Annotated in this window: 16 protein-coding genes and 1 other RNA gene; 10 read left to right on the forward strand and 7 right to left on the reverse strand. The window is 35.3% G+C overall.

Translation table 11 applies throughout. From position 1 onward, the window contains the following. Positions 1–258: 258 nt before the first annotated feature. A complete protein-coding gene (gene thiE / locus GN303_RS03315) occupies positions 259–894 on the reverse strand; it encodes a thiamine phosphate synthase (protein WP_110438819.1) in 636 nt (211 codons plus the stop codon). Between the two features lie 121 nt (positions 895–1,015). Between thiE and GN303_RS08930 the strand changes: the two genes are divergently transcribed. Together GN303_RS08930 and GN303_RS03325 are read left to right on the forward strand one after the other, a co-directional pair. Next, the gene (locus GN303_RS08930; protein ID WP_158523873.1) at positions 1,016–1,390 is read left to right on the forward strand and encodes a GtrA family protein; all 375 of its coding nucleotides are present in this window, start codon (positions 1,016–1,018) and stop codon (positions 1,388–1,390) included. Between the two features lie 66 nt (positions 1,391–1,456). Beyond that, a complete protein-coding gene (locus tag GN303_RS03325) occupies positions 1,457–2,413 on the forward strand; it encodes a glycosyltransferase family 2 protein (RefSeq protein ID WP_110438821.1) in 957 nt (318 codons plus the stop codon). Positions 2,414–2,485: 72 nt separating this feature from the next. On the opposite strand, the gene GN303_RS03330 is transcribed toward GN303_RS03325, so the two are convergent. Further along, complete coding sequence (locus GN303_RS03330; protein ID WP_110438822.1) at positions 2,486–3,400, reverse strand: class I fructose-bisphosphate aldolase; 915 nt, start codon at positions 3,398–3,400, stop codon at positions 2,486–2,488. Between the two features lie 112 nt (positions 3,401–3,512). Continuing rightward, complete coding sequence (locus GN303_RS03335) at positions 3,513–3,962, reverse strand: hypothetical protein (RefSeq protein WP_110438823.1); 450 nt, start codon at positions 3,960–3,962, stop codon at positions 3,513–3,515. A gap of 96 nt (positions 3,963–4,058) precedes the next feature. On the opposite strand from GN303_RS03335, the gene GN303_RS03340 reads away from it, so the two are divergent. From GN303_RS03340 to GN303_RS03360, 5 genes are all read left to right on the forward strand, one after another. Next, complete coding sequence (locus tag GN303_RS03340) at positions 4,059–4,334, forward strand: hypothetical protein (RefSeq protein ID WP_110438824.1); 276 nt, start codon at positions 4,059–4,061, stop codon at positions 4,332–4,334. A gap of 39 nt (positions 4,335–4,373) precedes the next feature. Beyond that, on the forward strand, positions 4,374–4,715 hold the full coding sequence (locus GN303_RS03345; protein WP_110439007.1) for a cell division protein ZapA: 342 nt from the start codon (positions 4,374–4,376) through the stop codon (positions 4,713–4,715). An 8-nt stretch (positions 4,716–4,723) separates the two neighbouring features. Then, positions 4,724–4,880, forward strand: a non-coding RNA gene (gene ssrS, locus GN303_RS03350) — 6S RNA. Between the two features lie 20 nt (positions 4,881–4,900). Then, positions 4,901–5,473 carry a 5-formyltetrahydrofolate cyclo-ligase gene (locus GN303_RS03355; RefSeq protein WP_110438825.1) on the forward strand — a complete coding sequence of 191 codons (573 nt, stop codon included), beginning with the start codon at positions 4,901–4,903 and terminating at the stop codon, positions 5,471–5,473. Positions 5,474–5,475: 2 nt separating this feature from the next. Then, positions 5,476–6,294, forward strand: a complete 819-nt coding sequence (locus GN303_RS03360) for a TIGR00282 family metallophosphoesterase (RefSeq protein ID WP_110438826.1) — start codon at positions 5,476–5,478, stop codon at positions 6,292–6,294. Between the two features lie 18 nt (positions 6,295–6,312). Here GN303_RS03360 and GN303_RS03365 read toward each other — a convergent pair whose 3' ends face one another. Next, a complete protein-coding gene (locus GN303_RS03365) occupies positions 6,313–7,569 on the reverse strand; it encodes an energy transducer TonB (protein WP_110438827.1) in 1,257 nt (418 codons plus the stop codon). Positions 7,570–7,719: 150 nt separating this feature from the next. Here GN303_RS03365 and GN303_RS03370 point away from each other — a divergent pair, with 150 nt between their 5' ends. After that, on the forward strand, positions 7,720–8,388 hold the full coding sequence (locus tag GN303_RS03370) for a DNA-3-methyladenine glycosylase family protein (protein WP_231504064.1): 669 nt from the start codon (positions 7,720–7,722) through the stop codon (positions 8,386–8,388). A gap of 2 nt (positions 8,389–8,390) precedes the next feature. On the opposite strand, the gene GN303_RS03375 is transcribed toward GN303_RS03370, so the two are convergent. Continuing rightward, positions 8,391–9,407 carry an NAD(P)H-quinone oxidoreductase gene (locus GN303_RS03375; protein ID WP_231504065.1) on the reverse strand — a complete coding sequence of 339 codons (1,017 nt, stop codon included), beginning with the start codon at positions 9,405–9,407 and terminating at the stop codon, positions 8,391–8,393. A 156-nt stretch (positions 9,408–9,563) separates the two neighbouring features. On the opposite strand from GN303_RS03375, the gene ruvX reads away from it, so the two are divergent. After that, a complete protein-coding gene (ruvX, locus tag GN303_RS03380; RefSeq protein WP_110438828.1) occupies positions 9,564–10,031 on the forward strand; it encodes a Holliday junction resolvase RuvX in 468 nt (155 codons plus the stop codon). Here the strand turns inward: ruvX and GN303_RS03385 are convergent. Further along, a complete protein-coding gene (locus GN303_RS03385) occupies positions 10,017–10,394 on the reverse strand; it encodes a hypothetical protein (protein ID WP_110438829.1) in 378 nt (125 codons plus the stop codon). The genes ruvX and GN303_RS03385 overlap by 15 nt on opposite strands. Before the next feature lie 366 nt (positions 10,395–10,760). Between GN303_RS03385 and GN303_RS03390 the strand changes: the two genes are divergently transcribed. After that, complete coding sequence (locus GN303_RS03390) at positions 10,761–12,347, forward strand: chloride channel protein (protein ID WP_158523874.1); 1,587 nt, start codon at positions 10,761–10,763, stop codon at positions 12,345–12,347. 74 nt (positions 12,348–12,421) lie between these two features. On the opposite strand, the gene GN303_RS03395 is transcribed toward GN303_RS03390, so the two are convergent. Continuing rightward, entirely contained in the window at positions 12,422–13,087 is a 666-nt protein-coding gene (locus tag GN303_RS03395) for a transaldolase family protein (protein WP_110438831.1), read from the reverse strand. Positions 13,088–13,439: the final 352 nt, after the last annotated feature.

Consider the following 13,439-nt stretch of genomic DNA (forward strand, 5'->3'; position numbering starts at 1 on the left):
CAGAAATGATTTAATTCGTATTGGATATTCTCCCTCTTAAAAAAACTGGATGTTGCTTATGTCGGTATTATTAAAGAAAAAACAACGATTTTTTTAGTAACGCATGTGTACCTATAGATGGATACAAAGTTATCGATTCCCGTTTTAAAGCCTGTAGTAAAAACAAACCTAGTATTATCGTTTTAAGAAATTTTTTTTAGTTAATAATTTTATCCAAGATAATTGCAGATTTATTATTATTACTAATTATAGGAATGGTTATTCTTGCTCAGCCTCATTTATAGATTTTAACATTTCTTTGATTCCTTGGGCTGGACCTTCAGCATGTCCCCATACAGCATTTATAACAGCAAGAAAATCTGCGCCAGCCTTTACAAGGGGTTTGCAATTTTCAGGTGTAATGCCGCCAATTGCAACTACAGGAAGTTCCATTAATTCTGACCACCATTTTAAGAGTTCAACAGGAGTGCGAATTTCTGTATTTTTGGTTGGTGAAGGAAAAAAGGCGCCATAGGCAATATAATCAGCGCCGCTTTCACCAGCTTGCATTGCCAAGTCTTTACTGTCGTAACAGGAAACACCTAATTGTAAATGATCCCCAACAATTTGTCGGGCTTGTTGTATAGGCATATCTTCCATACCTATATGAACACCATCACATTCAAATTTTTTTGCCAGATCTGGACGGTCATTAAGTATAAAAGCAATATCACGTTCCTGAACGACAGGTTTAAGAATTTCAATTGCTTGGCATATTTCAAGGTCCGTGACGTTTTTTAAACGAAGTTGAACAGCTGCAATAGGTCCGGCTTCAAGGGCTTCAACGAGTAAGGGTTTAAATTTTTCTGGATTAAGTTGGGGTGGTGTTAATAAGTATAACTGGCAATTAGACATTATCTTGTTAATTCGATATTGGATTGTTTTTGATAAAAAGATAGGTTAGAACCTGTTTAATAAAAAGATATAGATATGTATAAAGAATAAATAATGTTCCATTTCTGTTTTAATGAAAATAATGTTGGTCACTTTTACTAAATATATCGTTGTTGGAATAGCGAATACCCTCTTAACTTTAGGTATTAGTTTTATTCTTATATATTTTAAAGTCAATTTGTATTTGGCTAATATTATTGGATATATTTTTGGATTTATTTTAAGTTTTATTTTAAATTCATTATTTACTTTTTCAGTACAATTAACTGTTTTAAGGTTTTCAAAATTTTTTATAACTTTTTTACTTTGTTATTTTTTAAACCTCTTAGGGATGAAAATATTCTTAGATTTTATTTTGATATCTTCTAATTTAAAAGCCTATTTTGCCCAATTGATTGGAATGGTCGTTTATACTTTGAATAGTTTTTTTATTAATAAATTCTGGGTCATGAAATAAATAATACATTGATGTTATTGTATGAGAATGGAAGATAAAAGGGATTTTTATAAAGCGGGGTGAAATATGGACAAAGAGACAATTCCCTCATTAGCTCTGATCGTGCCTTGTTATAACGAATCGGAGATATTTAAACATAGTTTAAATATTTTAAAAAACTTTCTCAATTGCTTGGTTGAAGAAAAAAAAATCAAGGAAAATAGCTATATTCTTTTTATTGATGATGGAAGTGAAGATGATAGTTGGCAGCAAATTATACTGGCTTCACGTGAATTATCCTGTGTAAGAGGAATAAAATTATCCAGAAATTGTGGGCATCAAGTTGCACTGATAGCGGGTTTATCTTCGGTTGATACGGACATATGTATCAGTATCGATGCAGATTTGCAGGATGATATACAATGTATAGACAAAATGGTTGAAAAATATAAACAGGGATTTGAAATTGTTTATGGCGTCAGAAAGGATCGTTCCACGGATACTGTTTTTAAAAGAGGAACCGCAATTTTATTTTATCAATTAATGGAAAAAATGGGGGTTGAACAAATTGCCAACCATGCGGATTATCGTCTGTTAAGTTATCGTGCTTTGCAGAGTCTGCTGAAATTCAAAGAACGTAATATATATATACGTGGTTTGATACCTTTACTTGGTTACAAACAAGCCAGGGTCTATTACACAAGAAGTGAACGTCTGGCGGGTGAATCAAAATATCCATTGAAGAAGATGTTAGGACTTGCACTAGAAGGGATTACCTCTTTTTCAATAATACCTTTGAGAATAATTTGTTTTATTGGATTTATAACTTGTTTTATTTCACTAATTGCAATTGGCTATATATTGACTGAAAAAATGATGGGCTATGTTGTTCAGGGTTGGGCTTCTGTTCTTATATCAATCTTTTTTTTAGGTGGAGTGCAACTTTTTTCTTTGGGAATTATAGGTGAATATATCGGAAAAATTTATATGGAAGTAAAAAAGCGTCCCAAATTTTTTATTGAAGATACTATAATGAAGGAATAATAAATTATTTATTAATAAAAGCGTTTTAATTATGTAATAAAACGCCTTTATATTATATGCAAACTATAGTTATTATTTTTTAAAGATATCAACAAGTTTATTTAAAATTTCTAAGGCTTCATGACGTGGGCGCTGAAAGACATTACGTCCAATTATAGCTCCGTTTGCACCGCCATCTTTTAGTGATTGATATGTTTCTAAAAGATTTTTTTCCGAGGTATGGGTTCCGCCTGAAAAAATAACCAATCGACGTCCGGCAAAAGCGGATTGCATGATATGTTCAGTGCGTTTGGTTAAACTGGAAATGTCAATTTTTTCTTTTTCATACACTTTTTTGGCTTCAGGCAAATGTAGATGAGCCGTGGGTGGCTTAATTTTAATAATATGGGCACCCATTTGAGCGGCAATATGTGCGGCATAGGCACAGACGTCAATGGCTGTTTCACCATCTTTATCCAGTGAGGGGCCGCGTGGATAACTCCAAATGACTGAAATTAATCCAACGGATTTTGCTTCCTCAATAATTTCCTGAAGATTTCTCATTTGATCATAAAAATAATCACTTGCGGGATATATTGTATATCCGATACCGACACAACCTAAACGGAGAGCTTCCTTAACTGAACCTGTTATTCCCTGATTTTTTGCATTGTTCAGGCAATTTGCATTGTTAAGTTTAAGAATGGTTGGAATTTGATGGGCATAGATGCCGGCCCCACATTCCAACGCTCCCAATGGAGCAGCATAAGCGTTCAATCCTGCGTCAATGGCAAGTTCATAATGATAATGAGGATCATAGGCCGCTGGATTGACAGCGAATGATCTTGCTGGTCCATGTTCTACCCCTTGATCAACAGGGAGAATAATAAGTTTGCCTGTTCCCGATAGTTTACCGTGCATTAACAACCGTGCAAGATTACGTTTTGTTACCGGGCTATCACTTTCGTAATTATTAAGAATATGTTTAATTTGAGGGGTTAGTTTCATTGTTAAACCTAAAAACAAATCATTAGAGAAGTGAAAAATTATAATATTCTTTTCCAGAAAGGATAGTAAAATTAAGTTTATGTGATTTTTTGTAATATGAAATAATCATTACTTAGAAGTAAGAGAATCTTAATTCGGTCAAGTCAAAACTTTCTGAACGTTTGGTTAAAATAATCGCTTGAAGTGAGTCCGCACGATTTTTGAGGAGGTTAAACTGTTTTGATTTTGAATTAAAGAGTATTTTTTTTTGGCCAAGTCTCAAAGCCGCCAATGCCAATCCGGCATTATCGTAGCAATCGAGTGCATCATCAATTGGATTTGAAAAAAGTTGTTTGCCAAATTTTATAAGTTGCATCCACCAGCGTACACCCATATAAGCAACAGCATTCTGGGGAGAGATGAAAGTTATAGGGCAGTAATTATTTTTAATATGTGAATTAATAAAGTAAAATTGGGATAAATGATTGACGGTAAAAAAGTATGCATTTGTATCAGTAGTGTATTTATTAAATGAGAAAATTATATTTTTTTGTGATATAAAAGTGAATTTATGGGCTTGCATTTTGGATAAGTGTCTTTTTTTAAGTATTTAATTGATAATTACCTTTAAAAAATAAAAAGGTTTTTATTATTTGGATATCATATAAGGTGTAATAACATGGAAACGCATGAAATCATTAGTACAATTGAATCTGATAATAAAAACAATTCAGAAAAAATAAATATATTGTCCATAAACAATTCTGAAGAGGGAAATAATCAGGATTCATCAGATAAAAAGCTTGAAAAGGCCTTTGATAAAATAGAATTTTTTTTAGACAAAAAATTATCTTCACCTGATTTTATAAATTCAAATAAAAATGCAGATAAAATTTTAGCAAATTTAGACATTTTAATTACCCAGGTAAAAGATGTATTATTAAAAGTGGATTAGTTGGAAAATAAAATTAACAAGATCGTTAGAGATGAAAGAATGGCGCAAGTAACAATTTCCATTAATGGTTTTAATTATACAGTTGGATGTGAGGATGGGCAGGAAGGTCATTTACAGGCAATGGCCAATATTGTTGAACAACATATAGATATGATACGAAAGATAGGGGGTCAGAGTGGTGAGGGACGCTTGTTGGCTCTGGCAAGCCTGATTATGGCGGATAAGCTTCATGACATAACTAATCAATTGAATGTATTGGAAAAGAAACAAAATGAGCATGAGATTGAGGTTTTAAGAAACAAGAACCGTGAATTGCAAGAACAATTAAAATATTTCTCCGAACGGGCGGAGACTATTGCAGACAGGATTGAAATAGCCTAAATATATAATGGAGGCTGCCTGGTTCGTTAGAAAGTTCATCTCCTGGGCCGATAATTTCTTCCAAGGGAGCTGGCGCTGACGTAATCGTGGTTTCGTTATTCTGGCACCCACCTGTATTTGCAGGTCCGGAAGAGCTGACAGTTCGACGGCTATGGCGGCTTCTTTATTTTTATTAAAAGACATAGATGCAAAATATTTCAAATCAAAAAAAAATGCTGCGACAAAAAATGCGGCAATTAAGAATTGAAAATCAAATTTTACAGCAAAAAAAAAATAAACAGTTAAATCGAAATATTGTTCAGTATATTCATAAAAAACATTTTCGTAGTCAGAAAGTTGCGTTTTTTTGGCCTCTTGAATTTGAAGCGGACATACGGGATAGTTTGCATGAATTATATCGGCAGGGATATCGTATTCTATTACCCGAAACGCCACCGGTGGGATTGGCCTTGCAGTTTCACTTATGGTATCCGGAAGTGCAGTTGAGGCCTGGACGGTATAAAACCTTATATCCAGATACGGAAATCATGCACCCCCAGATAATTATGCTACCCTTACTTGCATTTGACCGGAAGGGTAACCGATTGGGTTATGGTGGAGGGTATTATGATAGAACATTGGCTGTTTATCCGACGGTTAAAACCGCTGGTATTGCTTTTTCCTATCAAGAGGTATCAACCGTACCGGTTGAAAAATTTGATTGTTCTTTACAAACGATTATTACTGAAACAGAGATTATTTACAGTCAGAAGGATTAAAGGTGCGTATTGCTTTTCTAGGGGATATAGTAGGTCGTAGCGGTCGAGAAGCCGTTATAAAAGAATTGCCCATGTTAAGATCTAAACTAAGTTTGGATCAGGTTATTGTAAATGCAGAAAATGCCAGTCATGGATTTGGGTTGTCTCCTATTATCGCACAGGATCTTTTCAGGGCGGGTGTCGATGTTATTACCTTAGGTAATCACAGTTGGGATCGTAAAGACCTGATTGCCTATATCGCACAGGATCCACGTATAGTCAGACCTATTAACTATCCCATCGGGACTCCGGGACAAGGCTATTATATCTCCTTTACAAAGGATGAAAAAAAAATTTTGGTTATCAATGCAATGGGTCGTCTATATATGGATCCGCTTGATGATCCTTTTAAAATGATTGAAACTCTTTTGATATCTTATCGCTTGGGTGAAACAGTAGATGCCATATTGATAGATATACATGCCGAGGCTTCAAGTGAGAAAATGTCTCTTGGATATTATCTGGATGGAAAAGTTTCTGCGGTTATAGGAACGCATACGCATGTTCCTACCGCTGATTATCGGATTTTGCCGTTGGGTACTGCCTATCAAACGGATGCGGGTATGTGTGGGGATTATAACAGTGTCATCGGTATGCAGAAAGAAGCGGCCATTAACCGTTTTGTTACAAAAATGCCTGGATATCGTTTTCAGCCAGCCGAAGGATCAGCCACTATTTGTGGATTATTCATTGAAATAGATGATGCAACGGGATTGGCAAAACGTACGTTCCCCATTCGTTTCCAGGGGGAGCTGGACACTTTTTTGCCTGATATAAAATAAAATAAAATAGAATACAACTCATTGCCGCAATAAAATATAATTGATTTTTAAATCCATATCAAAATGATCTGGAAGATCCGGAGGGATTTTGGGTAGTTGTGCATTTCTGAACATTCCAAGGATTGCCGCATCCAGAGAGTCAGAACCTGAGGAGTTGGTAAGATTTATCGAGAGAACCTGTCCATCCCGGCTGATAACGACATGAACGGAAGGACTGCCATCTTCTCCTTTACGAATAGCATCAGGTGGATAATACATATGTTGTTGGATCCAGGCTGCAATTAAATCACTGTAATCGGAACTTACCCCTTTAATAGTAAATTTATCTGCATATGGAGTATTGATTTTACCATTTTTGACTAGAGGACCAGTGGACATATTAATGGCTGAACGTGACCCCTGGGGTCTTATTTTTGCCATTCTGCGATGAGAAGCGTTTGGATTTTCATTAAAATCCAAGTTTGTCAGGTTTTCAAAAGGTGATTGAGATCTTACGGGATGAGCAGTTTTTCTTTTGATCCGTGGGGGAATATTTTTATAAAAATATTTATGTTCTTGATTTAAATTGATTTTCCTGTTTTTGTGTCTCGATTTTTCTTTTTTGGATGGTATTGGTTCCGCATCGGGTTGTGGAACTGTTATTCTGTTTTCAGATGGGTTTTCATCGGGTTGTGGAACTGAGGCTATTTTTGGAGGTACAAGAAGCGAATCAGGAATGGGAGGGGGAGAAATCGCCTTGCTTGGGGCCGATTCCCCATTATATCCTTCACCTTTTAATCCTGATTGTCCTGTTGATCGAGGTAGAAAAACGACATCTACTGGTTTACCCTGACTACTATTTCCATATGGATTGGTATTTTTGTGATTTATATAGAGGCTTCCCACAAAAATAAGAAGTACAATAATTCCATGAAAAAAAAGGGAAGTGGTAAAATCTAAAAAAAAAGGATGTTTTTTTGATTGGTCAGGAACATGAAGACAGGAATTTTTATCTATTGAATAGTGTAAAAATCGACCTGTTATAATTTTCTCAAGTTTATTGTCAATATTATCAAAAAGTCTAAAATTGCTATTGAAAGGTTCTTTGCGAAGAAGTTTGAAGCCTTTCAATAAATGGTTATAATTTTTAGGGCGATCCAGCAGGGAAGGTTTTAAATGGCATACCGATTGATGATGAATTACTGATCGATCTGATTTTTGAACCAAATTCCAATATAAATGACGTTTGCCTTTTCGTTTGCCAGATATTGGGGAAGGGTGTCTACCAATGTTCATTCGACTGTAATTTTCTTCGGATGGAATGTTTATTGACTAAAACTTTATCTATTTAACATAATGTAATCTAAAAAAGAATAAATCTTCGATTAAAATAATAATTAATATTATTTCTACATATTATCGTGTCATTAAACTGGATATGAGATAATGACTATTTTAATGATCAAATCATCATCTGACATTGAACAGGGAATGTGGTTTCTTGAAAAAACAGATCAAGATCTAGCAAAAATTATTGATAAAGAAGGACCCTGTCGATTGAAAATCGATAGGAAAACGCCTTATGATGCCTTATTACAGGCCATAGCGGGGCAGCAATTGCACGCAAATGCAGCGAACGCTATTTTAAACAGGTTGAAATTGGCTAATTCAGGAGCTTTGCCAGATCCTAAAACTTTATTAAAATTAAACCCAGATCAATTACGAGATTGCGGCTTTTCATTTCGCAAGATCGATTCCCTATACGCTTTGGCCATGGCTACCCTGGATGGTATTGTTCCAAGCTATGAAGAGGCTTTAACTTTATCAGATCAAGATCTTATTGACCGTATAACCGTTCTGCCGGGAATTGGACGCTGGACGGTTGAAATGTTTTTAATTTTTACACTTGGTCGTATGGATATCATGCCAAAAGATGATTTTGGAATTAGGGAAGGGTGGCGTATTTGTAAAAATCTTGCACTGCAGCCTAAACCCAAACAACTGGAAATTGCCACCAGGATATGGAGTCCATTCAGGACAATCGGGGCATGGTATTTATGGCGAGCTGTTGAGCAATCAAAACCTTTGAATAAACGTAACCCTTTAACATTATAAAATTAATCAGAAAATTGTGATAGATCCAGAACAATTTTTCCGATATGCTTATTGCTTTCCATCAATTGATGCGCCTTTCTGACTTGTTCAAATGGAAAAATCTTGAAAACTTGAGGTTCAATAATTCCGGTATCTAAAAGTGGCCATACATGTTTATGTAAAGCGCGTGCGATTTTTCCCTTAAATTTTGTATCACGAGGTCTTAAAGTGCTGCCTGTAACAGTAACACGCTTCATGGCGATCAATCCCAGATTCACATTTTCCGCTTTTATACCTCCTTGGAATGATATGATAACCAAACGTCCTTCTTCACTGAGAGATTTAATATTATCACTGAAATAAGAAGCGCCCATAATATCTAAAATCAGATTAACACCTTGTTTATTCGTAAGCGATTTTATTTTTTCATAAAAATTATCTTTTTTATAATTTATAAAGTCAGTTGCGCCCAATTTTTTACAAAAACTCCCTTTCTCTTCAGTGCCAACAGTCGTATAAATGGTTGCTCCAAAAGCTTTGGCCAATTGAATTGCGGTAGTGCCTATTCCGCCACTGCCGCCATGGATTAGAAGGGAATCATTCGGTTTCAGATTGCCGATTGCAAAAAGGTTTGTCCAAACTGTAAAAAAAGTTTCAGGTAAAGCCGCCGCTTTTATAGCGTTATATTGTTTGGGCCATGGAAGACACTGTACGTAGGGGACAGAACAGTATTGTGCATATCCACCACCATTTGTTAATGCACAAACTTTGTCTCCGATGGAAAAATGGGAATTTGATGGGGATGAAACAATTTCTCCTGCTATTTCTAAACCCAAATGTGGATTTGCATTTTTGGGAGGCGGATAATTGCCCTGTCTTTGAACGATGTCAGGACGATTGATACCGGCAGCTTCAACCTTTATTAAAACTTCATTTCTTCTTGGTAAGGGAATGGGAATACTGGATAATTTCAAAACGTCTGGATTACCCGGTTGATCAAAGATTACCGCTTGCATCATAGAGGGAAGAGAAATGGACATATATTAATGCTTTCATGAATAAGGAGTAATTACAGTTTATTTGACCATAAAAAGGAATATTTTATAATAAAATGTAATTTACATGGAAAAAATATATGAAACTCTGTAGATTTATCTTTTCAATTCACCCTTATATTTCTCTAACATATTGATTACATGCTTTATAACAGTTTATCTGATTTAGTGGCCGGTTTACCCAGACATTATCGTTTATTGGGAATAGATCCTGGTAAAAAACAAATTGGGTTAGCCTTATCCGATATAACCCTGATGCTTGCTTCCCCTTTTTCTGTTGTAAAAAGAGGGAAACTATCCGTTTTTGCTCAGTACTTGAAAGAATTATCTATAAAAGAAGAAGTTGGGGGTCTTGTTTGCGGATTACCTTTGTCGCTGGATGGTGACTTTGGGCCTGCAGCACAAGCAGCTAAAGATTGGATTATGGCTGTTTCTAATATGAGTGGTCTTCCGGCCTGTCTGTGGGATGAACGGTTGTCTTCCAGCGCAGTTAACCGCTTTTTGATTAATGAAGCGGATTTAAGCAGGAAAAAAAGGGATGAAATTGTAGATAAAATGGCTGCGAGTTATATATTACAAGCCGCTCTTGATACTTTAAAACCCAAGTAAATTATCTTTTGTTGCAGAAGTGGCGCCCAATGCATTGAGATATGATCGATAGATATCAAGCCTTTTTTTTGATTCTTGAATTTCGGCTTGGGGTATGGGCTTTGTTTTGTCATATCTTGATCGAAGGTTTATTATAGATTGATAAGCCTCATAACGATACCGTTTGAGCCGTTCAAATGAGGCTGGATCGGCTTTACCATAAAAATTGTGTATATAACGCTCATTCAAGTTAACCATGTTTTTATATTCATTTTGGACATGCTCGAGAATTGATTGCTGTTTTTTGGATGCACATGCAAATAAAAAAGGAAAGCAGATGAAAAAAATGAAATATTTAACATATCGTTTTGGCGTTTGTGTCATATGAAATTAATTCTTCATGAAATATGGCCGATTAAAAAATGGATCAATCATCAATACAAGATGTATATCTATAATTATACTAGGCATGAATGATCAAGATGAAAATAGTTATAAATAAAAATCAATTGTTCGTTCATTATAATATATTCGTATAAAAAAAAATTTTCCTTTAAATGACAAATAATGATGATTAACGCAAATAACCCATATTTAAAACAAGTTAAGCGATTAATATTCAAGCAAAATGTATATTTTTTTATTCTTGCGTTTTGCAGTGGACTCATTGGGGCAATTTCAGTTCAGCTATTAAATATTTTGTCCCTTACTCTCCACAAATTCTTATTTCATTTGGATGGAAATGGTCATTTGTCGGGATTAAGTTACGTTAATCCATGGTATTGTATATTTATTCCCATGATCGGAGCGATAGGTTTATTCCTTGTCCGTTATTATATGGGTCAATTTTTCAGTGCAAAAATTGCAGATATAATTGAAGCAAATGCATTATACGGTGGTAAGCTTTCTGTCAAAGACAGTTTTTATTTAACGCTGCAGACCCTTTTGTCCAATGGGTTCGGTATTTCCTTGGGATTGGAATCTGCCTATACACAGGTTAGTGCCGCAGCAGCATCCAAAATCGGACGCTTCTTTAAAATTAAACAGAATAAATTGAGAATACTTGTTGGCTGTGGAGCGGCAGGAGCCATCGGTGCAGCCTTCAACTCGATTTTAGGAGGGGCTTTTTATGGATTTGAAATTGTTTTAGCCTCATATAATTTTATAAATTTCCCCTATATCATGATTGCTGCAATGTCTGGATATATAATGATTCATTGTTTGGGTGGTGCAGGACCCGTTTTTCATATTGTTCCGGATTCTATCCATTATATTGATTATGGAATTGTATGTATTTTTTCACTGATTTGCGCAATCATTGCCATTATGGTCATGTATGGGGCGACACGTATTGAAATTTATATAAATCAGTTGAGAATTCCGAAAATTTATGGACTGGTTGCTGGAGCCCTGATGGTGGGAGGAATGGGTATCCTGACCCCTGCTGTATTGGGATCTGGTCATGGTTTTCTTTGGGTTGTCTTGGATCATGGTATTGCCTTTAAATTGGCAGTTTTTATTTTGTTTTTAAAGGCAATCGCCTCATCCGTTTCTCTGGGTGTGGGATTTAGGGGAGGATTGTTTTTTGCTTCAATGATGCTTGGTGGAACAGCGGGAATTGTCTATGGCAATATTGTATTATATCTAGGGATTCATACATTTTCCCCTCTTGTATATGCGGCAATAGGGATGGCGGTCATGTCGGCGAGTATTATTGGCGGTCCCTTAAGCATGATGTTTTTATCTCTTGATATGACGCAAAGTTATTCTATGACAAGTGTGATTATTTTAGCTGTTATTGTGGCTATCGTTACAGTGAGAAAAATATTTGGATATTCCTTTGCAACCTGGCGTTTCCATTTGAGTGGAAAAAAAATTCGCTCAGCTTTGGATATCAGTGGATTGACGAGAACGACCGCACAGACATTGATGAAACCTGTTGATTTTACGCTTGATTATAATTTACCTCTTAATCAGGTTATACATTCGCTGCAATTTCATCATAAAGAGTTATTAATATTAAAGAATGAGGAGAATGAATATGCAGGATTGGTCGAATTAAAAGATATATTTGAGAATTTGGTTCATTATCAAGAACAAATCGGGGAACTTGCAATCAGAAAAAATCGGGTTTTGACTCCGGGTATGAATATCAAAGAAATGATGGATGGTTTTGATGACATACATGAATGCCCATGGCTTATTGTTGTGCGTGGAACCGACAATTATGAAATAATGGGCATTGTAAATGAGGATGATGTTCTGAATCGATATAATGAAATTCTTGAAAGACAGATAAAAGATCTGACAGGAATGAAATTATATAGAGAGCTATAATGATATAAGGCACTCAATAAAGTGCCTTATAAATGAAAATTGTGTCAGATCAATGAAATAGAAAATTATTTGGACTAGTCAAGTGTGTGACGGTTAAAAGCCTTGAACCATTGGTTGCCAAATTCAGTTACAGCGGCAAGAACTGCTGGATCAGCAATGAAAAGATCAAAAATGCTTGGTGGCAGGGTAATACCAGCAGATCCGATCATCATGCATTCTAAAGCCTGACGGGGGCTTTTGAAGCTTGCATTAACGATTTCAACATCTGGTTTGTGTTGGGAAATCAAGCTTTGTAATTCTTTAACGGTTTCGGGGCCATTTCCACCTTGTGCATCAATTCTGCTGACATAAGGGGAAAGATATTTGGCACCTGCCAAAGCCGCCATAAATCCTTGAGCGGCACCATAGATTGAAGTTCCCAGGGTTGGGATGCCTTCCTTGGTTAATTCTTTGATGGCAACCAGACCATTAGGGGTTACAGGAACCTTAACAATAAGGTTTTCTACACGAGAGGTCAGTGTATGAGCGTCTTTGATCATACCTTCTACAGTTGGAGAGATTACTTGAGCAAGCAACATTCCCTTTCCACCCATTGCATCACGGATGGCTGGTAACAAATCAAAAACGGACTTGCCACTTGCTGCAACAATACCGGGATTGGTTGTAACACCATCAACAGGTACCATCGCACAAATTCTTTTAATGTCTTCTACATCAGCTGTATCAAGTAAAAATTTCATATTTTATACACCTTTTTAGAATTATTTAAATGATTTAAATTCGTTATATGATAAATAATATGTGAACATTAATAATGCTAGTGTAAAAAATGATTTTTGTTAAGTTTTTTGATAAAAAAATCAATTTTTTGTGATATTTATTCGATTCAATTTATAATTGAACAGTTTTATGGCTCTAATTGGTAATAAAATTACAAAAATTGATAGAATCAGTTATTATTTTTAAATTGTGATTTTATTTAAATTTTTTAAATAATATTTTTTAATTTGACATTTAAAAACTTAATAGTTCGTTTTTTTATATCCTTGCTGTAGGAATGACTGATTAAAGATCAGCAAGGATATTTATTTA

This window comes from Commensalibacter melissae, from assembly GCF_009734185.1.
GTDB lineage: Bacteria > Pseudomonadota > Alphaproteobacteria > Acetobacterales > Acetobacteraceae > Commensalibacter > Commensalibacter melissae.

Bases quoted from the DNA above. Each gene is read 5' to 3' on its own strand.
- thiE (WP_110438819.1), bottom strand. From the start codon at position 894: ATGTCTAATTGCCAGTTATACTTATTAACACCACCCCAACTTAATCCA.
- GN303_RS08930 (WP_158523873.1), top strand. From the start codon at position 1,016: ATGTTGGTCACTTTTACTAAATATATCGTTGTTGGAATAGCGAATACC.
- GN303_RS03325 (WP_110438821.1), top strand. From the start codon at position 1,457: ATGGACAAAGAGACAATTCCCTCATTAGCTCTGATCGTGCCTTGTTAT.
- GN303_RS03330 (WP_110438822.1), bottom strand. From the start codon at position 3,400: ATGAAACTAACCCCTCAAATTAAACATATTCTTAATAATTACGAAAGT.
- GN303_RS03335 (WP_110438823.1), bottom strand. From the start codon at position 3,962: ATGCAAGCCCATAAATTCACTTTTATATCACAAAAAAATATAATTTTC.
- GN303_RS03340 (WP_110438824.1), top strand. From the start codon at position 4,059: ATGGAAACGCATGAAATCATTAGTACAATTGAATCTGATAATAAAAAC.
- GN303_RS03345 (WP_110439007.1), top strand. From the start codon at position 4,374: ATGGCGCAAGTAACAATTTCCATTAATGGTTTTAATTATACAGTTGGA.
- GN303_RS03355 (WP_110438825.1), top strand. From the start codon at position 4,901: ATGCAAAATATTTCAAATCAAAAAAAAATGCTGCGACAAAAAATGCGG.
- GN303_RS03365 (WP_110438827.1), bottom strand. From the start codon at position 7,569: ATGAACATTGGTAGACACCCTTCCCCAATATCTGGCAAACGAAAAGGC.
- GN303_RS03370 (WP_231504064.1), top strand. From the start codon at position 7,720: ATGACTATTTTAATGATCAAATCATCATCTGACATTGAACAGGGAATG.
- GN303_RS03375 (WP_231504065.1), bottom strand. From the start codon at position 9,407: ATGTCCATTTCTCTTCCCTCTATGATGCAAGCGGTAATCTTTGATCAA.
- ruvX (WP_110438828.1), top strand. From the start codon at position 9,564: ATGCTTTATAACAGTTTATCTGATTTAGTGGCCGGTTTACCCAGACAT.
- GN303_RS03385 (WP_110438829.1), bottom strand. From the start codon at position 10,394: ATGACACAAACGCCAAAACGATATGTTAAATATTTCATTTTTTTCATC.
- GN303_RS03395 (WP_110438831.1), bottom strand. From the start codon at position 13,087: ATGAAATTTTTACTTGATACAGCTGATGTAGAAGACATTAAAAGAATT.